A 26,392-nucleotide genomic window follows, 5' to 3' on the forward strand; every position below is an offset into this window, starting at 1 on the left:
TAGGCATTGATCTGGCACCGCGGCGTCAGACATTTGATTGAGTTTGTCTTTTCAGGAAAACCGGTGACCACTTTTCCCTGACAAACTCTAAGGCGTGTTGCTATCCAGATGGACAAGGGCGCGAACGAGCACATCGGCGGCAAGCGCGATGGCTTCGTTATCCGTCCACTCATCCGGGGTGTGGCTTTTGCCATCGCGCGAGGGCACAAAAAGCATTGCGGATTTGGTGATCTGGGCCATGAATGCCGCATCATGGCCCGCACCAGAGGCAAGAGACAGGGTGGGTAGATTGAGATCGCTGGCAGCGCTTTCCAAAACCAATCTGAGGGAGGCATCGCAGGCAACGGCCCGCGTCTTGCTCAAGCGCTCAAACAGCGCAACATGGCAATTTTCATCAGTAGCCGCTTTGCTGGCCAGGCCCTCCAACGCCTCAATGAAACTATCCATCATGCCATCGTCTTCGGCGCGGATATCAACGATGGCCTCGGATGCGCCCGGCACCACATTGGCCCCGCCCGGTTCAATGGTGAGCACGCCGATGGTGGCGGTAAAATGCCCTTTGTCCTGCGCGGCACAAGCTGCATCCCGAACGGAGAGCGCAAACCGCGCCATGGCCAAAGCCGCATCAGCCCGCATATCCATGGGTGAGGTTCCGGCATGGCCAGCAATGCCCTCAAAACGTACTTTCACACGTCCGATTCCGGCAATGGCGGTCACAACGCCAATCGGGATGTGCTTTGCTTCCAGCACCGGCCCTTGTTCAATATGGATTTCCAGATAGCTGGCAATGTCATCGCGGCGGGCGCTGGAAAGCTGTGAGACGTTGCCGCCAATCCGGTCTATCGCCTCGCACAATGGTTCGTCATTGGGCCCAAGCAAAGCAAGATGATGGTCGGTCAAGGCCCCCGCCATACCCCGGCTGCCGATGCAGGACAGGCCCCAATCACTTGGTTCTTCGGCAAGAAAATCAACGAGTTCGATGGGGTGTTGCGGCCTATAACCGGCAAGCCGCAGCGCCCGAATGGCAGCAAGACCAGACAAAACCCCGGCGACGCCATCAAACCGCCCGCCGCTGGGCACGGTGTCGCTGTGCGAGCCGGTCATCAACACGGGCGCGTCAGTGAGAATGCCCTCCCACCGTCCAATCAGATTGCCAGCGGCATCCAGACGAACGCCCAGACCTTCCTCCTCAAAGCGGTTTTTGAGGTAAGCGCGACCGTCAAGAAACAGGGGCGTGAAAGAACGGCGTGTCCAAGGGCGGCCCGGCTCTGTGAGGGCTGCCAGCGCATCGAAATCGGCTTGCAGCTTTGTGCGGTCAACACTGGGAACGGATTGCATATTGGCCATCGGATCAAGCCACTTTTGATAGGGCGCGGGTGGGCTTGATAAAGCGGCCCGTTCCGGGTGCTGCCAGAACATCCTTGCCGTCAAAAATCATCTGGCCGCGCAGGAAGGTTGCAATAGCCGCGTGGCGGATACGCTTGCCCTCATAGGGGCTCCAACCCACCACGTTATGGCCGCTGGTCGCCGCATCGTAAATTCTTGGCCGCTCCGCAAAGACGGCAATATCGGCATCCAGCCCTATAGCCAGCGCGCCTTTTTGGGCGGTCAGGCGAAACAGCCGGGCCGGATTGCCGCACAGCAGTTTTGCGGCATGGGTGAGTGGCAGGCCACGATCTGTCAAACCGTCCAGCAGTAGGCTGGAGAGCACCTCAAGACCCGGCATGCCGGAAGAATTTTCCAACATCACAGTCGCGGATTTTGCCGCAAGGCTCCACGATACATGATCGGTGGAAACGATGGTGATATGGCCTGCGGCCAAATGCTGCCAGAGCTTCTCGCGCTCTTTGGCGGATCGAATGGGCGGATTGCATTTTGCGCGACCCAGCAGACGCGACACGTCTTCCTCCTCGCTACACACGAGGTAATGGATGCAGGCCTCAATCGTCGCGTCCACACCTTGGGCGCGGTAGGCTTGAGCAAGCTCATAGCCGCGCCCAACCGAGCAGTGGACAATATGGGCCGGGCATCCGGTGGCGGCTGCAATCTCATAGACCTCAGCGATGGCCAGTGTTTCGGCAATCGGTGGGCGACTTTCTCCATGGGTCAGATAGTCGGTGCGACCTGTAGCCTTCACCGCCTCGCTCCAGACCTTGACGCATTCGTCATTTTCGTTGTGAACACCGGCAATCAATCCGGTCTTGGCCACTTCAGCAAAGGCGGCATAGAGCAGCGGCGTTGGAATGCGCGGAAAACGGTTTGGATCGGTCTCAAAGGTTGAGAATTTAAAGCCTGCTGCCCCGGAATCTGCCATCTCAGTAATGTGCTTTGGACCATCGGAAGGACGAATGGTGCCGTAGAGCGCAAAATCCACACGGGCCTGCTCGGCCGCACTTTCGGCCTTTTCGGTCAAAAGCTCTGCCGTGCAGATCAATTTTCCGCCAGCATCATAGGGCATATCGACGATTGTGGTAACACCGCCTGCCGCAGCGGATCGGGTGGACCAGATAAAATCTTCCTGATCCTTTTGCGAACGGGAATGGACCTGTCCATCAATGATACCGGGCAGGATCAGCGCCGAGCCGAAATCATCGACCTCTCTGGCCGCTGGAGCAGAACCGCTTCCAAGGGCTGCGATGATACCATCGCGGATTGCCACAAAGCCGTTTTCAGTGATCCCGTCCTCGGTTACGAGGGTTCCGCGCACCACTCTGTCGAAATCACTCATAGCAGCTTTCTTTCTTCGTCATGTTCTTGAATCTGTGAGTCATTGGCAGCGGTTTGAAAAACCAGAAGCGCCTCTACGCACTCGTCCTCCGGTACGCAGCAGCCAAGGAGATAAGCGCCACACATCTGGCTTGGCTCCGTTGGTTTTGCATACGGCAAAAAACTGCGGGCGAGGCGTGAGACGTGGACTTGTTCCGCCCGCAATTCCAGTGCCTTGACCGTCTCACGGAGCTGAACCTCATCATGCTCCGTGTAGCGACCCTTCATGCCCTGACGTATGGTCCGCAGCGGCTTCACAACATCCTCACGCCATGAAGTCGCATCCGTCAGGAATGTATTCAAATCTTGGATATCCGTGCCGATTCCTTGCTGATCGGCATAAAACAGCAGCAACAACAGCGGCACATCAATGCCGTAAGCATCCTGCAAGCGAACACAAAACTGCGCGACTTTCGGTGCGCGATAGAGATTGCACATGGCTGTCCAGGCATTGTTTGCAAAATCATCAGCATTATTCATCACCGCCACCTCATGCTGATACCGGTTCATCATGGGGGTGGTGACAGGCAACCATCTGCCCCCGGAGCGCCAACCGCAGCACCGGCTCTTTATTGGTGCAAAGCTCCGTGGCACGCGGGCATCGGGTCCTGAAAGCGCAGCCACTGAGCGGCTGGTTTCTGGATGGAACTTCCATACGCTTGCGCTCTGGCGTCACTTTCCGGCTGGCATCCACAACCGGCACAGCCTCCAGCAAGGTGCGCGTATAGGGATGAGCCGGGAGCGCATAAATCGCCTCGCCCAAACCGATCTCGACGATCCTGCTGCGATAGAGCACTGCCACGCGGTCGCTGACATTTTTCACCACGGCCAGATCATGGGAGATGAAGATCAGCGCAAGCTTGCGGGTTTCGCGGATGTCCTGCAGCAGGTTGATCACCTGCGCCTGAACCGACACATCCAGCGATGCCACCGGTTCGTCGCAGACAATCAGTTCCGGTTCCACGGCCAGCGCCCGGGCAATAGCGATGCGCTGGCACTGGCCGCCAGAAAACTGATGCGGGGTGCGGCCCGCAACAGCATCCAGATCAAAACCCACATCCTTGAGCGCTGCGCGCACGCGCCTGTCGCGCTCAGGCTTTGCAACGCCCTGAATTACCAACCCCTCGGCCACAATATCCTCAACCCGGCGACGTGGATTGAAGGAGGAGAGCGGGTCTTGAAAGATCATTTGCAGCTTGCCGCGCATACGCCGCATGTCGCCGTTGGAGAGCTTGGCAAGGTCAGCGCCTTGATATTCAATCGCCCCAGTCCATTGGGTGTCGGCCTGCGGCAACAGCCTGAGCAGCGCCCGCCCGATGGTGGTTTTGCCGCTACCGCTTTCGCCGACAAGACCAAGCGTTTCGCCCGGAGCCAAAGAGAAAGACACGTTATCAACGGCCTTCATCATCTTAGCCCCACGCGAAAAATCGACGGATAGGCCGGAGACGTTCAACAGCGGCTCAACCATGGGAAACCTCCCGCAATGCGGAGGCTTCAATCAGCGGAAAATGACAGGCAAAGTGATGATCGCCATCTGTGGTCATTGGCGGCATGGTGTCATGGCAAGGCCCCTGCGCTGACGGACAACGCGGTGCAAACGGACAGCCTTTTGGCTGGTTAGCAAGGCTGGGCGGCTGGCCGGGAATGGTGTGCAGCCGCGCATGGGCTGGCTGATCCATCCTTGGCATGGCCGAAAGCAGTGCCCCGGTATAGGGATGGCGCGGATTGCGAAACACCTCTGCTGTCGGCCCCGTTTCCACGATATGGCCGCCGTAGAGCACCAAAATGTTATCGGTGCGTCCAGCCACAACGCCCAGATTGTGCGACACCAATATCATCGACATCTGCCGCTCTTCCTGAAGGATTTGCAGAAGGTCGAGAACTTCCTTTTGCACGGTCACATCAAGGGCGGTGGTGGCTTCATCAGCAATCAGCAGATCGGGATGACACATCAGGGCCGTTGCAATCATGATGCGTTGCTTCATGCCACCGGAGAATTGGTGCGGGAAATATCCATAGCAATCCTTGGCATCGGCAATGCCAACCACCGTCAAAAGCTCAATGGCCCGTTCCTGCGCCTGCGCCCGATTGAGACCAAGATGAAACCGCCCTGCTTCTTCAATCTGCCGCCCAATGGATGCAAAGGGATTGAGCGAGGTCATCGGGTTTTGAAAGACGATGCCAACTTTGCGGCCAATCATCTGGCTGCGTGCTTTGGGCTTCAGGGTTGAGAGATCAATTCCATCGAGAACAATGCGCCCGTCAACCCGCACCGGTGTTGGTGCAATGCCCATGATGGACTTGATCAGCATGGATTTTCCAGCACCGGACTCACCAACAATGCCCAGTGTTGTGCGCCGAGGAACAGAAAAATTGATATCGTGCAGCACCTGCAAAGGGGCAGGTTTTGCCGCAATTGTGCAGGACATGCGCTCGCAAGACAGGATAGGAAGCTGGCTGGTTTCACTGCCCATATCAGCTCTCCCTCTCGCGGCTGTTGAGACGCTGGGCGAAATAATCCCCCACGGTGTTCAGCGCATAGACCGTCAGAATAATGGCCATCACGGGGCCAAGGATCAGTAACGGAAAGCGGCTTAACAGATCGGTGGAGCTGGCAATCATGCCGCCCCAACTGGGGGCCGGGGCCGGAATGCCGTAGCCGAGAAAGCTCAACGAACCTTCGGTGATGATCAGGCCCGCCATCAAGGTGGGCATGACGGCGGTGAGCGCCGGGACCAGATTGGGCAGAATTTCCTTCAGCAGAATCCGGCTATCTCTTGCCCCCATGGCGCGGGCGGCGAGAACATAGTCCCGGTTGCTCTGGGAAATCACACCCGCCTTGGCAACACGGGCGTAAGTGCCGATATCGAGAATGCCAAGGGTGAGCATAATCGTCAGCACCGAGGGTCCTGTGGCCGTCACGAAGGCCAATACCACTAGAATGGACGGCAGAGCCGACATTGTATTGGCGTAAAGATCAACCATGCGCTCAAAAATGCCGCGATAGAAGCCTGCGAGCATGCCCAACAACAGGCCAGCGAACACTGAAATACAGGTGGCGACGCCAACAATCATCAACGATGCCCGCGCCCCATAGAGCACGCGCGACAGGATGCTGCGGCCAATATCATCGGTTCCCAGAAGCCCGTTTAATGACCATTCTGGCGGCTGGGAAAAATCGCCGTAGGGGAATCTGGGGCTGACAAGGCCCGGAATGAAATTGACAAAAATCGCGGTCAGCACCAGCAGGATCAGAAAGCCGAGCGCAACCAGCTCAAAGGGGCTTGCACCCGGCAGCCGCAATCTGGCCGACCATGGCATATTGGCTCGCACAATCGCGCTCAGGTCGCTGTTCTTATCTACCATTGATGGTGAAGGAGTGCCGGGCGTGCTCATGTGACATTCACCCGTGGATCGATGATGGCATAGCCGATATCCACCAGCATGAAGATGGTGACGAACACCACGACAGTGAGCGACAAAATCGCCTGCACCAGCGGAATATCGTGGCTTTTGACCGCCGTGAGCACAGTCCAGCCAATGCCCGGCACGGCGAAATAGCTCTCAACCACGAAAGAACCCGCCAGCATATACGTCAGCGATAGGCCCATCACCGTGAGGATCTGCGGCATGGACGGACGCAACACATGGCGAAACAGGATATAGCCAAGCGGCAGACCCTTGGCCCGCGCCACCTGAATGAAATCCTCCTGCAGGGTGGTGATGAATTCATTGCGGGCGACACGGTAGAGATAAGCCGTCTGGTGCAGGCTAAGGCACAGCACCGGAAGCGCCACATACCAGAGATTGGCCAGCGGATTTTCAGAGAAATTGACCCAGCCCGTTGCAGGCAACCAGCGCAGCACGATGGCAAACAGATAGCTCAACAGCACCACGATCACAAAGGTTGGCACGGCCAACACCACGGAGGCCACCGAGCGCAAGACCCGGTCGGCGAGCTTGCCGGGATGGCTTGCGGTGAACATGGCAAGTGGGATGCCAAGCATGGACACCAGCATGGCAAGGGCTGCGATTTCAAAGGTGACAGCGGCGCGATCCATTACCACGTGCAGCACAGGCTGCTGGGAAAACAGCGTTTGCCCAAGATCACCGTGAAACAGATCACCAAGCCATTTCAGATAGCGTTCCCAAACCGGCAGGTCATAGCCGTAGGTCTGGTTGAGGGCTGTCACCTGTTCAGCCGTGGCATTATCGCCCAAGATCAGCTGCGCCGGTGATCCCGGTGCAATGCTGGACAGCGCCGTTGCACCAAAGGTGACGAGGAGGAAGACGGGAATTCCCGCCAAAAGCCGTGTCGAGATGGCCTTTACATAGGGCATGGCTTGTATGGTCACGTCGTCACCTCCTTTCAGCGGCTCTGTTTCAATAAACGGTCAAAGTCTGTTCCAGAATTGGTGCTGGCGTGGCGAAAATGGTGATTTCGAGAACCGGAGCGGAGCGTACTCAAGTACGTGAGCACAAGCATTTCCAGAAAAAGTGCGAAGCGGTTTTTCGTCCGGAAATGCGAATGCATCAAGCTCAGCGCAGAAATTGCCATTTGCAGCCCGCCAGCACCAATTATGGGACGGACTTTCAGATTTTCTTCCACTCTTCTTCGGCATCCATCCAGCCGATGTCGCGCTCCAGCATCTGGCGCTGCTCTTCTCTGGAATAGCCGCCCATAGTGTGCTCGTCGGAATAGCGGGTGCTGCGATCAGCAAAAACGCGACGGCCAAAATCCATCATGCCGTACATCGAGCCTTTCTCGAGATAATGCATGGTGACCATATTGAAGCCGAGGGCGGCGATATCTTCCAACTCAACGAAGGCCTTGCCGCCGACAGTTGCCACATCGCCGAACATCTTCCAGCCGGGCAGAGCTTTGGCCACTTTCTGGCATTCTTCCAGCGTGCGCAGACCATGGACATAGGTCATTTCAGCGCCCAGTTCTTCGGCCCGCACGCAGCGCTCAATCGCATCATCCAGACCCTTTTCCAGCTTGGATTCGGTGCGGGCAATCACCACACAATCCGTGCCTGCGCAGGCGTCGAGGGCTGCCTTGATCTTGGCCAGCCACAATTCTTGCGAGACCACGGGATGATCAACATTGCCATCCACCTTGCCTGCCAGCGTCGCGGCCTCCATGGCGCGGCCAAAGCGGGCATAGCCGCGCTCATTGGGTGTATCTTCCAGCAGAATGGCGGCAGCTCCGGCCTTTGCTAGCCTGCGACATGTCCGGTAGGCTTGGGCAACATCGCCAAAGCAATCATCGGCATCAATGATCAGCGGCAGAGGTGAATAGTCGGCAATGCGGTCAGTGGCCCAGATCAGTTCTTCCTGATTGTGCAATCCCATATCGGGAACACCAGACATGCTGAAGCCCAGCGATGCACCACTAAGCAGAATGGCCTTGAACCCTGCCATTTCTGCCGCCTTGGCCGAATAGCAATCCCAAACGCAGGGGGTGAAAACTTGCTCTTTGGAGAAGAGCTCGCGAAATGTGGTTCTGGGCCGTTTATCAAACATGGATCAACACCTTGAGGAGAAAATTGGCGAACCGAACGTGCGGTTCGCCAATATGGGAGTGTGTTACTTCGAGGCTTTGGACGCGCAGGCGTCCTTGCAGACGTAGAGATATTGCTTTTGCAAAATGCCGCCATTGGAGGGCACGATGCCGCCCGTGGTGTCGCGCAGCAGCAGGAAGCGGGTCTCGGCACCGAAAATGTAAAGCGGAAGGTCTGTGGCAACCCGCTTTTGCACCTTGGCATAGGCCGCCTTTACCGCAGCCGGGTCCATGGTGGCATTGGCTTCTGCCAGCTCTTTATCCATGTCGGTGCTGTTGTATTTGCCCCAATTATCATTGCCGTTCGTGCTGAGAAGATTGGAAATGATCGGCTCTGCACCATTGGCCACCAGCACGCCGCCATCGACACAAAAATCGAAATTCATCTGCCCCTTGCAGGTTGGACTGAGCATGGCTTGATCAACCAGCTGAAGATTGACCGTGACGTTATCATAGGCACTCAAAGCCTGTTGCAGATAGGAGGCCAGACGTTTCAGGTCAGAGTTGGAATAGGTCACCAGCTTGATGTTGAACGGCTTGCCATCCTTGGCAAGCTGGTCGAACAATTCCTGCGCATGTTTGGGGTTGTAGGTTGGAAGTTTATAGGTCGGATCATAGAATGGCGACGACTTGGTGAAATAATTGGTCGGAATGTCGTAACCACTGACCTGCGTATAGGCCTGCATCAGCTTCGATGGATTGATGGCTTCATAGAAAGCCTCCCGCGCCCGATGATCGGTGAAGGAGCCGCTCTTCTGGTTAAAGTAAGCGCGATAGAGACCGGGGATCGGAATTTCATGGGTGGCAACGCCTGCGGCTTTGGCGTTTGATCCGAACTGATAGGGATAGCCCGCCATCATTGTGGCACCACCCTGAACCACGGTGGCAATACGGCTGTTGGTTTCGGGAATAATGGCGAATTTCAGCGTGTCCAGATAGGGGCGCGGCTGATCCCAGTATTGCGGATTGCGTTTCATGGACATCGAAACGCCCTGATTCCAGCTGTCCAGCACAAAGGCACCAGCACCAACCGGCTTGATATCAGTTTTGGTCTTGGCGGCTTTCAGCGCTTGCGGCGAGGCAATGAAGGGAGCCAATTGCGCCAACGAAGAACCAAAATTGCGATCCGGCTTTGGCAGTGTGATCTCAAGTGTCAAAGGATCAACAATCTTCACACCACCAATCCACGAGGCGACAAAGCCTTGTGAAGGTGAAAGAGTGTCGGGCGTGGCCTGACGCTCCCAGTTGAATTTTACCGCCTCGGCATCGTAAGAGCCACCATCGGTAAACTTCACACCGTCGCGCAATGTCAGTGTCCAGACTTTGGCATCCACGCTGGTCAGGCTCTTGGCCATGCCGCCCTGTACCTTGCCATCCACGTCCACATAGACAAGAAAGCCATAGATGGCATCCAACATATCCATGGGGCCACCCGGATAGGTGCCGCCGATAATGGCCGGGTCCCAACTCTTGATGTCTGAGCCATTGATAATGGTCATTTCGCCACCCTTGACGGGCTGCTCTTCAGCGATGGCCAATGGGGCGTTGATGCCATAAATTGCCGCACTTGCCCCAAGCAAAGTCAGCGTCACAGTCACAGCGCGCGCAGATCTGGATGCGAATTTTTCGCAATATTTCAATATTTTAGCCATGGTTTTCTCCGTTATACGGCAGTTCATACGAACCACCGCAGTTCCCCTTGTTTTTTGAACGGCGAATAACATCTGCCCCGCGATTGCTGGGCCAACGTATCAATGGGTCAAGCATCACCCTCCTGCTTCCAGCGGCGCACGGATGGGTGATCAATGTCAAACAGATCAAGCGCCCGGCCAACGGTCTGGCTCACCAGATCGGCCAATGTTTTGGGCTGTGTGTAGAATCCCGGCACCGGCGGCATGATAATCGCACCGTTGCGTGTCGCTTGATCCATCAGCGCGATATGCCCGGCATGCAAGGGCGTTTCGCGCACCATCAACACAACGCGCCGCCGCTCCTTGAGGCAGACATCTGCGGCACGGGTAATGAGATCATCATTATAGCAATTGGCAATGCTGCTCAGGGTCTTAATTGAGCACGGTGCCACCAACATGCCATGCGCCCGAAACGAGCCTGAAGCAATAGAGGCCCCGATGTCCTTGTGGCTGTGAACGACATCAGCCAGTTGACGAATCTGGTCAGCGCTCTCCACTGCTTCTTCTTCAATCGCCGTGCGCAGTCCTGCGGGAGAAATAATCAGATGGCTTTCAATACCATCGATGTCGCGGAGCATCTCCAGGGCACGAACCCCGTAGCAGGCACCAGATGCCCCGGTTATCGCGACGATCAGGCGTTTCAAACCGCGCCCTCCGGCTTGATCGCCGCAATCACACGGCTCATGCGCTCATAAGACGCTTGCGGCGGCAATGCCTTGTCATAGCCTTCCTTGCGGTCTCCGGCTTTGCAGGTGGCATCATAGCCAATCTTGGCCACCATGCCTGCCTCTTCCTGCGGTTCGGAGCGATCAGCGGGCATGCCCGGAATGATCAGAATATCCCGGTCTACCCGCATACGGGTGGATTTTGCCAGTTCAACGGCGTTGATGTCCCACGGATCAACATCGCTATCCACAACCGTCACGGATTTCACAATGGAAACCGCACCCCAGCAGATGGCCATGGCGCGTCGGGCTTGCCCAGGACGCGGCTTGTCGATCTGCACCACAACATTGGTACGGCCGCACCCAGAGGCCGTCACCGCCACTTCACCGACATTGAGGATCACGCGGGCAAGTTGGGCCTTGAGGCTGACGGCGATGGGAACGGCGGCAATATAAATGTGCTCAGCGTGATAACCGGGCAAAATCACCTGAAACATCGCATCCTTGCGGGCTGACATGCTCTCAAACGTTGCCAGCACGCCGCTGCCATAATCCTCGTACATGCCGTGATATTCAGAGACCAGTCCCTCGACAATCGGCGTATTGGCATGGATATGGCCCTCAATGACAATCTCGGCCTCGGCGGGCACCAGAATATCACTGTTGCAGCAGCGGGCCATGCGCACAGGCTCGCCCAAGAGTGCTCCGGCGCAATGCATCTCGTCATCACCAAGGCCCAGATAGAGGCAGGCGGCCAGCTGAATGGCCGGATGAGCACCCAAAACTACGGCAAACGGCAGGGCTTCACCCTTGTCCGCAGCCTTGCGGGCCATGATGGCCAGATGATGGTTGGGGGCAATGCCAATCAGCGCCTCTGTCGGGCTCAGGATTTTCAGGCGTGCGTAAGAGGCATTGCCAAGGCCGGTCTCCGGATCACGGGCAATCATCATGCCCGCGCTGATATAGGGGCCGGTTTCCTTATCGAAAAACGTCGGAACAGGCAGGCGCGCCAACACACCCTCTTCAAAACGCTGCTGCTGAACAGGAGCATTTTCCACAACGACCGGCGCAACCGGCTTTTGCACCGACGCCAGTAAGGTGGACTGGATCGATGCGCGTGGAACATCCAGCGCCAGCGCAATACGATCAAGGCTTGAGAGAAGGTTGCCAAACACCGGAAACGCCGATCCCTTGACCTTGTTGATGCGAACCGCATGTGTTTCGTGTGTCAAAGACAGCAGGGCCGAAAGATCATAAACGGGATCGATTTCTTCATCGACAATGAGCAACTCGCCCTGCTTTTGCAACACAGCCATCATGGTCCGGCATGATTGGTCGCTCACACCTTCATACGGTTTGTTTTCTGGCTGGCAGATGTTTGGACGAGCATTGTGTGCCACGGGAACCACTTTCGAAGAACAGTGAAATGCCCGTGAACTATGGGGTTGAGTTTATGCGTTGTATACCTGCACTCACTCCAACTGGCCCATCGGAAAAATAGAATTGCACGTTTGGCGACAAGAGCAACAAGGCATCCCAAGCAGAATAGGCATGTATTCCCGCAAGGATTGAAACCATGTGAAATTTGCCCAACGTTCTCTCGGAAATCGTTGTTACGTCACTTGAGAGCCACGCAGCGTAACCCTATGCTCGGCGAATGGACCATTACGGCATTGAGCTCAAGCCTCTCGCGAAATTCGTTCTGGCGTGCCAGAATCCCAGCATTTCCAATTCGTCCCGCGCGCTTGGAATAGCTCCATCCGTTTTGAGCGCTGCTTTACACGGCTTGGAAGATCGCCTGCATATGAAGCTTTTCGAGCGCAAAGGGCGCTACCTCGGCCTTTTGCCATCAGCCTTCTGGCTTTATCGAAATGCGGCAGTGCTTCTGCATCTGGAGGAATTTTCAAGACGCAGTCTGGCGATCCCTGCAAACCGGATGGAAAAGCTGTCCGTTCGGATCGACCTGAATTTTTCCATCGGCAGAATGACGAAGGCCGTGAGCTGTGCCATTCAGCAAATGGGCCTACAGCACCCCGAAACCTTTATAGCCTGCCAGTTTCTCGACACAGCCAGTGCAGCAAGCGGTGGTTTCATCAGAGAATCGATGGATCACATTCCAGCCGAACATTGCGCCACGATTGAGATCGGCTGCCATAATGAGCACTCGTTCCGGGAAGAGCCTGGGACTGAATTGTTGTATCGCGACCCGTGGATAGCCGTCAGCGCCACGGATCCGGTGACAGATATTAAAGCCGATGCGGATATTCTAGCCGTTGTCAGGATGAGCGCTCACCAGATGCAGGTCGTTGCCCATTATGCGGATCAGCATGGGTTATCCGCGCGGCTGAAATTCGTGGATGCCGGACCGGCAGAACTTGGGCGTCTTCTCTCGGATTTCCCCCATATGCGGTTTTTGTTGCCCTCCAGCATGGTGGCCAATCGGCTGGGAATCAGCCGTATTTATCGCGAATCTCTGGTGCCGCCTCTGGTGTCTATGGTGCGTGTCGGCACAAGCGGTGCATTGGAGACAAAAGCACGACGTTTTATAGCGCTGCTGCGGGAAAATATGGAACGCGAAGAGCAAAATGTTGTGTTTGATCCACAACTGACGGCGCGCCAGATGCATTATTTCAATCTTGTCCACCGCTGCGGCGGCATTTCAGCGGCGGCGCGGGTGGCTAATCTCGCCCAGTCTTCGGTGTCAGCACAGCTTCATTCTATGGAAGCAGTTCTGGGAACGCCTCTCTTTGAGCGCAGCAAGGAGGGTGCCACGCCAACCGATGCGGGCATTAATCTTTGGCCCCTGATGGCAGAGGTGGAGAAGCGGCAGGATCGGCTGTCGCGGCAATCCGGCGATATTGCAGCCCATACCCAGCACCGCGTCTCGATTGGCATGTTGCCCAGCTCCGGCCACGATAGCGCCTTGACCGAAAAAATTGCTGAGGCGCTGACTATGATCAGCATTCAGCATCCCTCGCTGAAAATGGAAATAACGGAAGCGTCAAACACGATCCTGCATGACAAAGTTCGTTCTGGTGAACTGAATCTTGCTATTGTCGGGGTGGTCCAGCCTCAGTTTCCACGCGTGCTGCTTGGCCCCAGCGAGCCACTGTCGGTGGTTGCCAATCCGCGGTTCAATTTTGGTGGACGTAGCGAGATCAATCTGGCCGAAGTCTGCGAACTCCCCCTTGTGTTAGGCGCGCGGCATCTCAGCATTCACCAGAGTTTTGCCGCCGCCACCCATGCGCGCAATCTGGAGCCGCATTCCAAGATCGAAGTTGGCTCTCTTGCACTGGCCATCGCCATGGTTCGCCGCGCCAGCCTCTGCACGATTCTGCCGGCCTCTTCGGTTCAAAAAGACCTCGAAACCGGGCGTCTGGTGGCGGTGAAGATCAATCAGGAGGAAATCTCCGGCACGCTCTCCATCATTTTTTCCGCTGATCGGGAGCTGTCCGGCGCTGAGCGCGCCGTGATGAAAACGTTGGTGGATGTGTTTGGCAAGAAACTACATTGAGGGCCTATGCGCCATGCATTTCAGCGTGTGATGCACACAACCGCCTCGACAAAACTGTCGATCTGCTCGTGGCGCAACCCTGCAATGTTGATGCGACTGTCCTCAACCATGTAAATTGCAAACTCGTTACGCAATCGCTCGACCTGTTGCGGTGTCACGCCCAGCTGAGAAAACATGCCCTTGTTGGCGATAAGGAAATCATAGTGGTTGCTCTGGGTTCTAAGTTGGAACGCCTTGGCAAGCGCTTGACGCAGGCCGATGATGTTATTGCGCATGTCCTCCAGTTCTGCTCGCCAGTCTGCCGATAGATCCGCATCCTGAAGGATGGTGCTGACAATGCGGGAGCCATGATCCGGGGGCATGGAATAGGCAATACGGGCCCTGACCACCATCTGTGCGGCAGCAATTTCGGCCTGTTTCTGTGTCTGGCCTAGTACAAAGGCCACGCCTGTGCGATCACGGTAGATGCCGAAATTCTTGGAGCATGAAGAGGCAACCAGCATTTCAGGAACCAAGGTGGCGAGGTACCGCACGCCAAATGCATCTTCATCAAGGCCATCACCGAAACCCTGATAGGCAATGTCGATAAACGGCACGACGCCCTTTTCAGCCAACAGTGCGCCAAGTTCACGCCATTGCGCCTGATTGATATCCGTGCCGGAGGGGTTATGACAGCAGCCATGCAGCAAAATCACGTCACCCGCCTTAGCCGAGCGCACGACCTGTTTCAATGCTTCGAAATCGACACCGCCCGTGGTGGGATCAAGATAGGGCCAGCGTTTCACCGCCAAACCATGATCCTCGATGATTGACAGGTGATTGACCCATGTCGGATCGGGCACCAGCAGGGTTGCGTCTGGCGCAGACTTGGCAATCAGGCCACAGATGACCGTCAGCGCGCCAGCCCCGCCCGGGGTCTGTATGGCACGGATGCGCTCAAATGGTGCGTGATCTCCAAAGACGAGTTTTGTCATGAGATCGCAATAGACGGCATCACCAGCGGGTCCGATATAAGCCTTGGTGGTCTGGTCTCGCAAAATCCGTGCTTCAGCCTCTCGGACAGCCCGCAGCACAGGGGTTATACCCGATGCATCACGATAGACGCCAACACCGAGATCAAGCTTGTGACTGCGGCTATCCTGCCGAAAGATCGGCATCAAGGCGAGAATCTTGTCTGGTGGCGGCATTGTGAGCGTATCAAGCACGATATCTGTCCTCTGCTGTGCACATGATGGCACCGTGTGCCATGTCTAAGACCGTTTATGTTGATTATGCAGTTCTGCTAGACATGATGGCAAGCTGCTGTGTGGTTTTGGCCAACGCTGCGTAACTCGGGGACGATTTCCTTGCATTCGGCTGTCGCCTGCGCGCACCGAGGATGAAACGGACAGCCGGAAGGCTTATTCATAGGGCTTGGCACTTCACCGCGAAGCACGATCCGTTCACGCTTTTGCTCGGCATAATAATCGGTAATCGGAATGGCCGATAACAGCGCCTTGGTATAGGGATGGCGAGCATCCGAATAGAGCTGTTCGGCATCCGTCACTTCCACCAGACGTCCCAGATACATCACCCCGATATGGTGGCTGATATGCCTGACCACCGCCAGATCATGGGCGACAAACAGGTAGGTTATGCCAAGCTCTTTCTGGATGGATTTGAAAAGATTGATAATCTGCGCTTGAATGGACACATCAAGCGCCGAAACCGGCTCGTCGCACACAATCAATTCGGGCTTGCAGGCCAGCGCGCGGGCTATGCCAAGACGTTGCCTTTGCCCGCCGCTCATTTCATGTGGATAGCGCCGTCCCATGGCGTTCCCGAGTTCAACGATGTCCAGAAGGTCATGGACCCTTGCGCGCAATCCTCCTGCCGCAAGGCCCGCGCCACCGGATTGAATGGCTTCTTCAAGAATGGATGCGGCGGATTGCCGAGGGTCGAGTGAGCCGTACGGGTCTTGGAAAATAAGCTGCAATTCACGGCGATAGGGGCGGAATTCGCGCTCGCTCAACCGCGCGAGATCCTTTCCTTTATAAAGTATTTTTCCCTCGACCGGATTGTTGATGCCGAGCACGCTTTTGCCCGTCGTGGTCTTGCCGCAGCCACTTTCTCCCACAAGACCAAAGGTTTGCCCTTTGTGGATGCTGAACGACACATCATCAACCGCCTTGATGTCGCCGATTTTTTCACGGGTAAAGCCTTGGCGGATTGGAAAATATTTTCGAAGGTTTTCCACCACAAGCAGCGGATCATCCGGCATCACCTGCTCTTTCATGTCCGCACTCCGGCAATCAGTCTGTCTGCATCCATGTCAGCAAGGTGGCAAGCCGCAGTATGGCCTTGCGTCCCGACTGTTCGCAGGGGCGGAAAAGAACTATCAGCGCATCGGCTTTGCGCGGCCGGGCATCTGGGCAAAAACGCGCATTGATCCGGCAGGCCGCTCAACCGTGGTGGAGCGCCCTGAATGGGAACAAGATCATCATTCTTGTTGCCTTCCAGTTTCGGCATCGAGTTCAGAAGCCCTTGCGTATAGGGATGTTTCGGTGCGGTGAGCAGTTGTTCGGTTGTGCCGGATTCAACAACTTTTCCGGCATACATCACATAAACGCGCTTGGCATAGCGCGACACCAACCCGAGATTATGGGTAATAATGATCAGCGATTTTCCGTGGCTGTTGACCAAATCCAGCAACAGTTCCATGACTTGCGCTTGCGTGGTGACGTCCAGCGCCGTTGTCGGCTCATCCGCAATCAAGACCTTGGAGTTGCAGGCAACAGCAGTTGCGATCATCACGCGTTGCCGCATGCCGCCGCTCATCTCAAAAGGATAGTTTTTCATGCGCGCGGCAGGATCGGGAATGCCCACGGCTTCAAGCGCCTTGATTCCTCGTTGCCAGGCTTGTTTCTTGCTCACACGGGCATGGACCTTGATGACTTCTGAAAGCTGCTGGCCAACGGTGAGCACGGGGTTCAGGGATGTCATCGGCTCCTGGAAAATCATGGCAATTCCCGCCCCGCGCACGGAGCGCATTTCCTTGGACTTCGGCTTGTATTGCAACAAGGACTGCTCATCGAAAATGACCTCTCCACTCAGTATTTTGCCGGGGGGAGACTGAACAAGCTGGATCACAGAAAGCTGGGTGATGGACTTTCCACAGCCGCTTTCTCCAACAATTGCAATCACTTCCCCTTGGTCAAGGTGATAGGAAACATCATTGACGGCTTTCACTTCGCCGTCCTCGGTGAAGAAGGAGGTTCTGAGGTTTTTCACCTCCAGCAAGTGAGGGGTATGGGTCATTACAATTTCCCCTTTAAGCGAGGATCAAGCGCATCGCGCAGGCTGTCACCCACCACATTGAATGCAATGATCACCAGGATGATGCAAAGTGCAGGGCTGACCACCAGCCATGGGGCACCCATGAGATAGGGATAGACATCCGACACCATGCTGCCCCACGATGCCGTTGGTGGACCGATGCCAACACCAAGGTAGCTGAGGGTCGATTCCGTCAGCACGCCATTACCCAGATTGATGGTAAACAGCACAATCAAGGTTGGAAAACTATTGGGCAACAGATGCCTAAGAAGAATGGAATGCGGCTTTTGGCCAATCAGACGCGCGGCCAGAATATAATCATGCTCGCGCAACGATAAGACCAACCCATTGACCATGCGGATGTAGGTGGGGATGAATCCGATGCCAATGGCAAGCACAACGCTCAAAACCCCACTGCCCAGAATGGCCACAAGAATGAGGGAAAAAACCAGATTGGGCACACTGAGCAGCACATCGGTACAGCCCATGATAAAACGACTGGTTTTGCCACCCACATAGCCCGCGTATAGGCCAAAACCAATGCCCGCAATGGCGGCCAGAATGCCTGCCATGACGCTGACGGCCATGGAAATACGCCCGCCATAGATGATGCGGCTCAACACATCACGGCCGAGGCTGTCTTGCCCAAGCCAATGGGCCGAAGACGGCGTGTGCAGCGCTGCCACCAGATCCTGCGCATTGGGGTCATAGGGTGCGACAAGGTCGGCAAACAGGGCCAAAAGCCCAAACAGGACAAGAATTGCAAAGCAGGCCTGAACGATTAAACCACGTGCGAAAAGACGGCCCGCCAGCATTCTGCCAGCATTGCGTTGGATAGGCTCATTTACGGTTGCGCTTGTTTTCGTCATATCGGCATCACCATGACATTCTTTTTATGCGCGGATCGATCAGGGCATAGGTCAGGTCCACCATCAGGTTGGATGCAATTGTCGCCATGGAAATCACCAGCACCGCCGCCTGCACAACCAGATAATCCCGGTTTAAAACGCCATTGAGCACCAGTTGCCCTACACCCGGGATGTTGAAGATGGACTCGATAATCACTGCGCCTGCGATAATTTGCGGCATCTGCAACCCGATGATGGTCACAACCGGGATCAGACCGTTTTTCAGGGCGTGGCGGAAAATAACCCGCGTCTCGGACAGGCCGTTGGCGCGCGCCGTTCGGATATAATCCTGCGTCATCACTTCAAGCAGGTTGGAGCGTGTGTAGCGGGCCAGAACCGCAAAAATATAGATGCTGTTGATAAAGACAGGCCATATCGCTTTGTGCGCATAGGCCGCCAAATCCACCCACGGCGGTGTGTAGCCCTGAAGAGGAATGAGCCTCAGCTTGAAGGCGAGAATGAAGACGCCAAAAATCGCCACCAGAAACCGCGGCGTTCCCAGAAAAGCGTTCACAATCAGAGTGAAGCTCTGATCGATCCACGTACCTCTGGTGATTGCGCTCAAAATGCCAATCGGCAGGCCCAGAATGATCCCCAAAATGATCGAGGGAATGCCAATCGTCAGTGTATTGGGCAGCCTTTGGCTGATCATGAGCGAGACATTCTGCTCGTTCAGCACCGACTTGCCAAAATCCCACCGCAGCAAGATGCCCGTGATCCAATGAACATACTGCACAATCAAGGGATCATTGAGCCCCATGCGGTTGCGATAGGCCTCAATGGCATCAGCGGATGCGGAATCGCCAAGCGCAATCAGCGCAGGATCGCCCGGTAATCCGCGCATCAGCAAAAACACCAGCGCGGATACCAGCAGCATCAGGAAGCCAGCAACAGCCAGCCGTTTCAGGAGATAGGTGATCACGTGTCGAGATACGCGGTGGAGAGGGAGGCGACGGAGAAGAATGTCGCGCCGATACCTGATGCCTTGACGCGCTTGCTGAGAACGTAAATCGTCGAATATTGTGCAATCGGCACGTAGAGTGCGTAGGTGTCGATCATCATCTTGTTGGCTTCACCAACCGCTTTGACCGATTCCGCATCCGAGGTGGATGATACGGCCCGTACAAGCGCATCACTGACATCATCGGGGCGCAACATGGTGGTCAGGCCAAGAACACCGCCGGTGAGTCCTTTTGGAAACATGCTCGACATTTGCATGGCCACATCCACATAGACGCTGGATGTGTGGTACCACATGCCGCTTCCCCAGCCGGTTTCAGCCTTGTTGGAAGCAGCCCCTGTCAGCAATTCGATTTTGGCTTGTATGCCGACTTTGGCCAGATCGGCCTGCATGATTTGCAACACGATCTTGTTGGTATCGCTGGCGGCCGCCTGAATTTTTGTCGAGAAGCCTTGGGGGAAACCCGCTTTCGCAAGCAGCTCTTTCGCCTTGGCAACATTGTAATCGTAACCGACAATGTCCTTATTGACGAAATGGCTGCCAATACCAAACTGGCTGGCAATATCGGCATAGCCCAGAAATGCCGCCTCGATGATGGATTTTCTGTTGATGGCATGGCTGATGGCTTGGCGCACCAGCAGATTGCCCATCGGATCATCATTGCTGGTGTTGAGGGAGTTGAACACCAACAGCGACGCATGGTCTTGCAATGGCTCAATCGGGGCATCAAAGCCGCTGGCGGCGAGCGTTTTGACACCATTCAGGCCCAGTCCAATCATCACGTCGATTTCATCCGACATCAAGGCTGCCTGACCCACCAGCGAGTCATTGTAGATCGTATACTGAACGGCCTCGAGAAGAACCTTGCCGCCCCAATAGTGTTCATTGCGCACGAATGATTTGCTGACATCCCGCACCCATTCCTTCAATACGAAGGGACCGGTTCCAACCGGGTGCTGCTGGCAATATTCATCGCCGTATTTTTCATAATGCTGTTGTGAAAACATATAGCCGCACTCACGCGACAGAGCGGCGGGAATGAACGAACTCCATTTTGAGAGCACCAACCGTACGGTATAGTCGTCCACCACATCGACCGACGTGATGGAGCCGAGCAAGGCGACACGCTTGGCTCCAACTTTCAGGTAGTGATCGAGATTCCATTTCACCACAGTGGCGTTCAGCACCGATCCATCGGAAAATGTCACGCCACGCCGGATATGGATGGTATAGGTGAGCGCTTTGGCATCACTTTCCACCGATTCCGCAAGCCAGGGATCAATCGTTCCATTGGCATTGGGTTTGAAAAGCGATTCATAAATGGGCCAGGAATAGACATAGTCGTAGGGGCCGCCGGTCATGGCAAAGCACAGCATGTTGTAATTCAGCTCATTGCTGGTGCCAATTTTTAACGTGCCTCCCTCGACACTTTTCGCCATTGCATGGTTTGCGAAATCGCCCAACAGGCCGAATGCGGCCAGCGATGCGCCTGCTTTGATAAAGTTTCTGCGTTTGATAGCCGTTTTCATGACGAGCTCGTTCCCCATTTTTTTGATTGCGATTGCGGCATTTTGGCTTTTTATCGAACGGTAAAAATGCTCCTTCCTGCCACCTTCAATGGATGGCTTCTCACCTGTTTGCGGGCATTCAGGCATGCGCAAGCGGCCTTCAATCCTGCTCCATTGAAGGGAACACCCCTGTAGCGGTGCTGAAGGAGTTCTTTACTCAGCCGAAGGCACTGTCATGTTGTCAGAACTTGTCAGTCGGACCTGTGAAGTGTTTTTCAAGGCGCACGGCCAAAGCCTCGTCAGGGTTTGACAAGTATTGGCGTTCCCTATCGACCCACTCGCCACCCCTAAAAAACGCACTCATCGGCGAATAATGAAACTTGTAACCCGTGTGATCATGCGCCGTTGCGATATACTCGTTGGTACCGCTCTCAAATACGTGCCGACCAGCGTCCAGAATAGCCAGCATAGCTGCGCGAAAGGCATAATGGACGCCTGCAAATTTATAGCCGTACTCCCGCAGGCTAGCGATGTCTTCGGCCTTTTCCTTTTCCATATTGGGATACCAGAAGGGTGCTTTGACGTGTTCGGCCACCTTCTTGGCCGCAGCAATCTTACTGCCGTATTTTTGCGAGCGATTAAGCTCAAGCGGGCAGATGATATCCGCGCCCACTTCGAGGTAACGATTGCAGCGCTCTACAAATTCGTCAAAGTCGTTGTCAACGCTGTGGTCGCAGCGGGCGAGAAGCAAGCAATCCGTCCCCGCAAGTCCATCCTTAGCGGCGCGGAACCGGTAGACGGCCTCTTCAATCGGCAACAATCCCGGCCTGCCATTGGCGGCAAGATCCGTGATCAAGATCGCCTGCGCACCCGCCTTGGCCAGCCTCCGACATCCTTGAAATGTCTGCAACGGACGCCCAAACCCCTCGTCAGCATCAATGAACAGGGGCATGTCCGTCATATTGGTAATGCGTTCCGCCATACCAGCATATTCGTCAACCGTCAGAAGCTTGAGGTCGGGAATGCCGGTGTAAGCACAGGAAAAGTCACTGCTGGATATCATCACCATTTTAAAGCCGTTTATTTCGGCGGCTTTGGTTGACATGCAGTCAAATATTTCAGGGACATAGTACAAATTTTCATCAGACAAATATTCTGACAATTTTTTGGAGGACATGGACAATCTCCCGGTAAGATTTTACCCGCATGTACTGCTAAGCGGTGGGGTAAAATTCATCATTCATTCGGCAGGATGATTGTGGAGGCTGATATTGTATAGTCGGAAAAATCATAAATGGGGCATAGGTTTTTTAGAAGAGTGGATGCCTCGAATGACCGAATTTTTGAGTAACACCGAAACGATTTGAAGCCGACCACTAATAGGACCTTTAATCGTAGAGATTTTGGCGTGTCCACCCGCTTGCGGGGCAGCCTGCACCTGCTACGGCACGGCGGCCTTCTTAGAAGACGTATCGGAGGCATTGCCAAGTTGTTTGTCATTGGTTGCAAGGCGGCGCAGCCGCTGCTTTTCAAGCAGTCATTTCTGTAGTGTAGTTGGACTACAGGCAGAAGGCATCTGCCCTGACGTGTCGCCAGGAGCGAGCTGAGAGTTTGTATCGGCGGGGACGAAAGATAGTTTTTATCTGATTGTGGGCTGACAGGAAGCGCTGTGCTTGGCGGGGCGATTTTAACCGCTCCATGATCTTCTCTCGCTTCCTGGTCTGACGGTGAGCGTTTTCAATTCTGTTTTCAGGCCCTTGTGTGCCCGATGATCAGCATCTGGCACCAGGTTTTGTATCGGCTTGATGTCGCTTCGCAGCTTGTCCGTCACGACGACACGTGGTTTACTGAATTGCTTGACCAGTCTGGAGAAAAAACGCTTTGCAGCTTTGGTATTGCGGCAAGTTTGAACCAGAATTTCGAGTACGTCACCATCGGCGTCAATGGCCCGCCAGAGCCAATATTTCTTCCCACTGATCGTGATGATGGCCTCATCCATATGCCACTTATCGTTCGGCTTGGGCCGGTCTCCCCAAATGCAGTCGGCAAAATGTCGGCCAAGGCGGTTGATCCAGAGACGAACCGTTTCCCTGCTCACGATAACACCGCGTTCAGCAAGAAGATCTTCTACATCGACCGTGCTCAGAGCAAACCGATGATAGGCCCAGACCGCGTAGGCGACAACTTCACGCGGAAAACGAAACCGCTTCAGACCCGGGAAAGTGCCCGGCAATTTCATGTCGTCTCGATCGATGAAACGCCGGGGTCAAACAACTTGGCAATACCTCCGCAAGCAACAATTTTCGACCGGTGGCCAATCAGCATTCAAGAAATTCGCCGCACTCGCGGCATAATTGCGTCCAGCGATAGCCGTTTCTGTAACTCTTTTAAAAATTTGCGATAGAGCCATTCAAAGTCTTCGGAGAATGAAATGGGGGAGCAGTTTTTGTGATCGACTGAGGGAATAGATAAGGGTCAAATTATGAAGAGCCAATTTCTTTATTAAATTAGAGTATAAATTTTATTTTCTCGTTATGACTGTAAAATCTGTCATCCCTAAGTCTATTGTGCCGTCAGGAAAAGTCGTCAAAGTCGATAGGCACCGAGAAGCCGACCTTAACCCGATCCATAACGACCATCGTTTTGAAGCCCTTGATATCAGGGTTTTCATAAAAGAATTTCCGCGTAAAGCCTTCGTAATCTTCCATGCTTTGTGCCGTAACAATGAGCACGAAGTCAGAGTCGCCGGTGACGTAGTAGCCGTTCATCACTTCGGGTGTCTGGCGAATGGATTGCTTGAACCGGTCAACAATATCGGCCCTTTCGCGCTCTAGAGACACCAGCACCAGCATGGCGATTGGCCGACCGACATCTTTGGGCCGGATAATCGAGACATCGGCCTCGATCACCCCATTTTCGCGCAGGCGTTTGAGCCGTCGCTGCACTGCGGTTGCAGACAGGCCAACCAACGCCCCCAGTTCTTCGGTGCTGTGGCGATTGTGCGTTTGCAAAATATTCAGGAGGCGGGCGTCGAGGCGATCAAGCTGCATTGAGATTCCCGCATGATTTCTTCGTCATTCTTGAAAAGAATGCAGGATTTCTTCGCAATAGCAACAAATCATATCGAAAATCTGCGCTGCGATGCACATAGACTTTGTTGCAAGGCTATCAAACAGAACAGACAATCCTGGATACGGCGAAGATGCGCCTCTTTCCCGGGAGTTGATCAAACTGAAATACCTGCGTTACGGCGGTCTGGCCGCCTGAGGAAATAATGATGACGAACATTGCTGAAATCACCGACATGGACCGCCGTACGGTTCTCCATCCCTTCACCTATCTCAAGGATTACGCCTCCGGTGCCACTGAGCCGACCATCATGGAGACGGGCAAAGGGGTTCGCATCAAGGATGCAACGGGCAGGGAATATATCGACGGATTTGCCGGTCTCTACTGCGTCAACATCGGCTACGGACGCACTGAAGTGGCCGAAGCCATCGCGCGACAGGCTTACAAGCTTGCCTATTACCATTCCTACGCGGCCCATACGACAGAAGAGCTTGCGCGCCTGTCTGATCGACTGGTCAGAATGGCACCGGGCAATATGTCCAAGGTGTTTTATGGTCTTTCAGGCTCTGACGCCAATGAAACGCAGGCAAAGATCGTCTGGTATTACAATAATTTGCGGGGGCTTCCTCGCAAGAAAAAGATCATTGCCCGCGAGCGTGGCTACCATGGCTGCTCGGTTGTCTCTGGTTCGATGACCGGGCTGAGTTTTTACCATGACCATATGGACCTACCGATAGCCGGTATCCTGCGCACTGGCGTTCCACATTTCTATCGCAGTGCTTTTCCAGGCGAAACAGAATTGGCCTTTTCTGAACGCCGTGCAAACGAACTTGAAGCGCTCATCATCGCTGAAGGGCCGGACACGGTTGGGGCGTTTATTGCCGAGCCGGTTTTAGGCACAGGTGGCATCACACCGCCTCCGGCAGGTTATTGGCCCAAAATTCAGGCCGTGCTGAAAAAATATGATGTGCTGTTGATCGCTGACGAGGTGATCTGCGGCTTCGGTCGCACAGGCGCGATGTTCGGCTCTGATTTATACGGGATGGAGCCGGATCTTGTCACTGTCGCCAAGGGATTGACCTCCGCTTACGTGCCGTTATCGGCCTCAATCATCTCGCAAAAAATATACGACGTTATGGAAGAGGCGACGCCTCGTGTTGGCTCATTCTCCCATGGTTACACTTATTCCGGCCATCCGATTGGCGCTGCGGCGGCCAATGCCGTGCTGGATATTGTCGAGCGGGAAGATCTGGCCGGTCAGGCCGCCCAGAAAGGGGCTTACCTGCACAATAGGCTGAAGGCTGAGTTCGAACAAAACCCTATTGTCGGCGAAGTGCGTGGCGTCGGCATGATGGCGGCAATAGAGTTTGTGGCGGATCGCGGATCGAAACTGTCGTTTGATCCGGCTTTGAAGGTCGGAGGGCGGATTTCTCAAGCGGCGCGGGACCGTAATCTCATTGCGCGCGCCATGCCGCATGGAGACATTTTGGGCTTTGCGCCACCTTTGGTCATGACAGAGGCGGAGATTGACGAGATGGTGGCTATTGCCAAAGCAGCTGTCGATGAAGTGCTCAAGCAGCTCGATTCTGAAGGTGCTGTGATTGGTTAACCTAAGGAACTCATACAGATGACCGACGTCTTGAAAGTTCACGACCTCGTTAAAGCGTTTGGCTCTGTCAACATCCTCAACGGAATTAATTTCCGCATGCGGGAAGGAGAGGTCATTTCGCTCATCGGCTCTTCCGGCTCCGGCAAGAGCACGGCGCTTCGCTGCGTGAACTTTCTTGAAACGCCAACATCGGGCCAGATCGAGGTGATGGGAGAGGCTATTTCGGTCATCACCAATGAGCGTGGCGAACGGGAGATCGTCAACGCCTGTAACATCAGGGAGTTTCGCCGCCGTATCGGCATGGTGTTTCAAAGCTTCAATCTTTGGCCACATCGCACGGTTTTGGGCAATGTTACGGAAGCCTTGATCTATGTGCTGAAGAAACAAAAGCACGAGGCGCAAGAGATGGCGCTTTCTGCGCTTTCCAAAGTCGGAATGGTGGATTTCCGGGATCGCTATCCCCACCAGCTCTCCGGTGGCCAGCAGCAGCGTGTGGCGATTGCGCGGGTGCTAGCAATGGCTCCCAAGCTGATGTTGTTTGATGAGCCAACATCAGCATTAGACCCCGAATTGGTCGGGGAAGTGCTGAAAGTCATCAGAACTCTGGCGGATGAAGGTGCAACCATCCTTCTCGTCACCCATGAAATGCGGTTCGCGCGTGATGTTTCGAACCGAATGATCTTCCTGCACAAAGGCATCGTTGAGCAGGATGACACGCCGGAAGAGCTGTTTCGCAACCCCGCATCCGGGGCGGTGGAGCGGTTTCTATCCAGCGTCATGCCGGCCGCCGCTTAAGCGGGGTCGTTCCCACAACAATAAAAGG

At 55.0% G+C, this 26,392-nt stretch carries 23 protein-coding genes and 1 pseudogene; 3 read left to right on the forward strand and 21 right to left on the reverse strand.

Annotation, left to right across the window (positions count from 1 at the left end; genetic code table 11):
- Window positions 1-87: 87 nt before the first annotated feature.
- From IEI95_RS09635 to IEI95_RS09690, 12 genes are all read right to left on the reverse strand, one after another.
- Window positions 88-1,347 carry a Zn-dependent hydrolase gene (locus IEI95_RS09635; protein ID WP_156537446.1) on the reverse strand — a complete coding sequence of 420 codons (1,260 nt, stop codon included), beginning with the start codon at window positions 1,345-1,347 and terminating at the stop codon, window positions 88-90.
- Between the two features lie 4 nt (window positions 1,348-1,351).
- A complete protein-coding gene (gene ertD, locus IEI95_RS09640) occupies window positions 1,352-2,728 on the reverse strand; it encodes a hydantoin-5-propionate amidohydrolase (RefSeq protein ID WP_194416360.1) in 1,377 nt (458 codons plus the stop codon).
- Window positions 2,725-3,246, reverse strand: coding sequence for a TIGR02444 family protein (locus IEI95_RS09645; RefSeq protein ID WP_156534872.1), 522 nt, complete (start codon window positions 3,244-3,246; stop codon window positions 2,725-2,727). The genes ertD and IEI95_RS09645 overlap by 4 nt, the downstream gene beginning before the upstream one ends.
- Before the next feature lie 10 nt (window positions 3,247-3,256).
- Window positions 3,257-4,234 (reverse strand): ABC transporter ATP-binding protein, encoded by a 978-nt coding sequence (locus IEI95_RS09650; RefSeq protein ID WP_156534870.1) that lies wholly within the window; start codon window positions 4,232-4,234, stop codon window positions 3,257-3,259.
- Window positions 4,227-5,195 carry an ABC transporter ATP-binding protein gene (locus tag IEI95_RS09655; RefSeq protein WP_234934211.1) on the reverse strand — a complete coding sequence of 323 codons (969 nt, stop codon included), beginning with the start codon at window positions 5,193-5,195 and terminating at the stop codon, window positions 4,227-4,229. The genes IEI95_RS09650 and IEI95_RS09655 overlap by 8 nt, the downstream gene beginning before the upstream one ends.
- Window positions 5,196-5,241: 46 nt before the next feature.
- On the reverse strand, window positions 5,242-6,162 hold the full coding sequence (locus IEI95_RS09660) for an ABC transporter permease (RefSeq protein WP_194416362.1): 921 nt from the start codon (window positions 6,160-6,162) through the stop codon (window positions 5,242-5,244).
- Window positions 6,159-7,106: an ABC transporter permease gene (locus tag IEI95_RS09665; RefSeq protein ID WP_194416426.1), complete on the reverse strand. Its 948-nt coding sequence runs from the start codon at window positions 7,104-7,106 to the stop codon at window positions 6,159-6,161. The genes IEI95_RS09660 and IEI95_RS09665 overlap by 4 nt, the downstream gene beginning before the upstream one ends.
- Window positions 7,107-7,135: 29 nt before the next feature.
- Window positions 7,136-7,375, reverse strand: coding sequence for a hypothetical protein (locus IEI95_RS09670; protein WP_156534864.1), 240 nt, complete (start codon window positions 7,373-7,375; stop codon window positions 7,136-7,138).
- Window positions 7,360-8,292, reverse strand: coding sequence for an isocitrate lyase/PEP mutase family protein (locus IEI95_RS09675; RefSeq protein WP_015918586.1), 933 nt, complete (start codon window positions 8,290-8,292; stop codon window positions 7,360-7,362). Before IEI95_RS09675 ends, IEI95_RS09670 begins: the two co-directional genes overlap by 16 nt.
- Window positions 8,293-8,355: 63 nt before the next feature.
- Window positions 8,356-9,981, reverse strand: coding sequence for an ABC transporter substrate-binding protein (locus tag IEI95_RS09680; protein WP_194416363.1), 1,626 nt, complete (start codon window positions 9,979-9,981; stop codon window positions 8,356-8,358).
- A gap of 107 nt (window positions 9,982-10,088) precedes the next feature.
- A complete protein-coding gene (locus IEI95_RS09685; protein WP_156620183.1) occupies window positions 10,089-10,664 on the reverse strand; it encodes a UbiX family flavin prenyltransferase in 576 nt (191 codons plus the stop codon).
- Complete coding sequence (locus IEI95_RS09690; protein WP_156534857.1) at window positions 10,661-12,004, reverse strand: UbiD family decarboxylase; 1,344 nt, start codon at window positions 12,002-12,004, stop codon at window positions 10,661-10,663. Before IEI95_RS09690 ends, IEI95_RS09685 begins: the two co-directional genes overlap by 4 nt.
- 338 nt (window positions 12,005-12,342) lie before the next feature.
- On the opposite strand from IEI95_RS09690, the gene IEI95_RS09695 reads away from it, so the two are divergent.
- A complete protein-coding gene (locus IEI95_RS09695) occupies window positions 12,343-14,199 on the forward strand; it encodes a LysR family transcriptional regulator (RefSeq protein ID WP_156534855.1) in 1,857 nt (618 codons plus the stop codon).
- Between the two features lie 20 nt (window positions 14,200-14,219).
- Here the strand turns inward: IEI95_RS09695 and IEI95_RS09700 are convergent, their stop codons facing one another.
- The 9 genes and pseudogenes from IEI95_RS09700 to IEI95_RS09740 all read right to left on the reverse strand — a co-directional run bounded on the left by IEI95_RS09700 (window position 14,220) and on the right by IEI95_RS09740 (window position 23,941).
- A complete protein-coding gene (locus tag IEI95_RS09700; RefSeq protein ID WP_194416365.1) occupies window positions 14,220-15,404 on the reverse strand; it encodes an amino acid aminotransferase in 1,185 nt (394 codons plus the stop codon).
- A gap of 77 nt (window positions 15,405-15,481) precedes the next feature.
- Complete coding sequence (locus IEI95_RS09705) at window positions 15,482-16,474, reverse strand: ABC transporter ATP-binding protein (RefSeq protein ID WP_156534853.1); 993 nt, start codon at window positions 16,472-16,474, stop codon at window positions 15,482-15,484.
- Window positions 16,471-17,496: an ABC transporter ATP-binding protein gene (locus IEI95_RS09710; protein WP_156537448.1), complete on the reverse strand. Its 1,026-nt coding sequence runs from the start codon at window positions 17,494-17,496 to the stop codon at window positions 16,471-16,473. Before IEI95_RS09710 ends, IEI95_RS09705 begins: the two co-directional genes overlap by 4 nt.
- On the reverse strand, window positions 17,496-18,383 hold the full coding sequence (locus IEI95_RS09715; RefSeq protein ID WP_156534849.1) for an ABC transporter permease: 888 nt from the start codon (window positions 18,381-18,383) through the stop codon (window positions 17,496-17,498). Before IEI95_RS09715 ends, IEI95_RS09710 begins: the two co-directional genes overlap by 1 nt.
- A gap of 7 nt (window positions 18,384-18,390) precedes the next feature.
- Complete coding sequence (locus IEI95_RS09720) at window positions 18,391-19,344, reverse strand: ABC transporter permease (protein WP_194416366.1); 954 nt, start codon at window positions 19,342-19,344, stop codon at window positions 18,391-18,393.
- Complete coding sequence (locus IEI95_RS09725) at window positions 19,341-20,912, reverse strand: ABC transporter substrate-binding protein (RefSeq protein WP_234891088.1); 1,572 nt, start codon at window positions 20,910-20,912, stop codon at window positions 19,341-19,343. The genes IEI95_RS09720 and IEI95_RS09725 overlap by 4 nt, the downstream gene beginning before the upstream one ends.
- A gap of 220 nt (window positions 20,913-21,132) precedes the next feature.
- Window positions 21,133-22,068 (reverse strand): isocitrate lyase/PEP mutase family protein, encoded by a 936-nt coding sequence (locus tag IEI95_RS09730; RefSeq protein ID WP_234891087.1) that lies wholly within the window; start codon window positions 22,066-22,068, stop codon window positions 21,133-21,135.
- Between the two features lie 382 nt (window positions 22,069-22,450).
- A pseudogene (locus tag IEI95_RS09735) lies at window positions 22,451-23,130 on the reverse strand (IS6 family transposase).
- Window positions 23,131-23,464: 334 nt separating this feature from the next.
- Window positions 23,465-23,941 (reverse strand): Lrp/AsnC family transcriptional regulator, encoded by a 477-nt coding sequence (locus IEI95_RS09740; protein ID WP_015918573.1) that lies wholly within the window; start codon window positions 23,939-23,941, stop codon window positions 23,465-23,467.
- A gap of 227 nt (window positions 23,942-24,168) precedes the next feature.
- Here IEI95_RS09740 and IEI95_RS09745 point away from each other — a divergent pair, with 227 nt between their 5' ends.
- On the forward strand, window positions 24,169-25,569 hold the full coding sequence (locus IEI95_RS09745; protein ID WP_420481789.1) for an aspartate aminotransferase family protein: 1,401 nt from the start codon (window positions 24,169-24,171) through the stop codon (window positions 25,567-25,569).
- Window positions 25,570-25,587: 18 nt separating this feature from the next.
- Window positions 25,588-26,364 carry an amino acid ABC transporter ATP-binding protein gene (locus IEI95_RS09750; RefSeq protein WP_015918571.1) on the forward strand — a complete coding sequence of 259 codons (777 nt, stop codon included), beginning with the start codon at window positions 25,588-25,590 and terminating at the stop codon, window positions 26,362-26,364.
- The last annotated feature ends 28 nt before the right edge of the window (window positions 26,365-26,392 follow it).

The organism is Agrobacterium vitis, assembly GCF_014926405.1.
Lineage (GTDB): Bacteria > Pseudomonadota > Alphaproteobacteria > Rhizobiales > Rhizobiaceae > Allorhizobium > Allorhizobium vitis_H.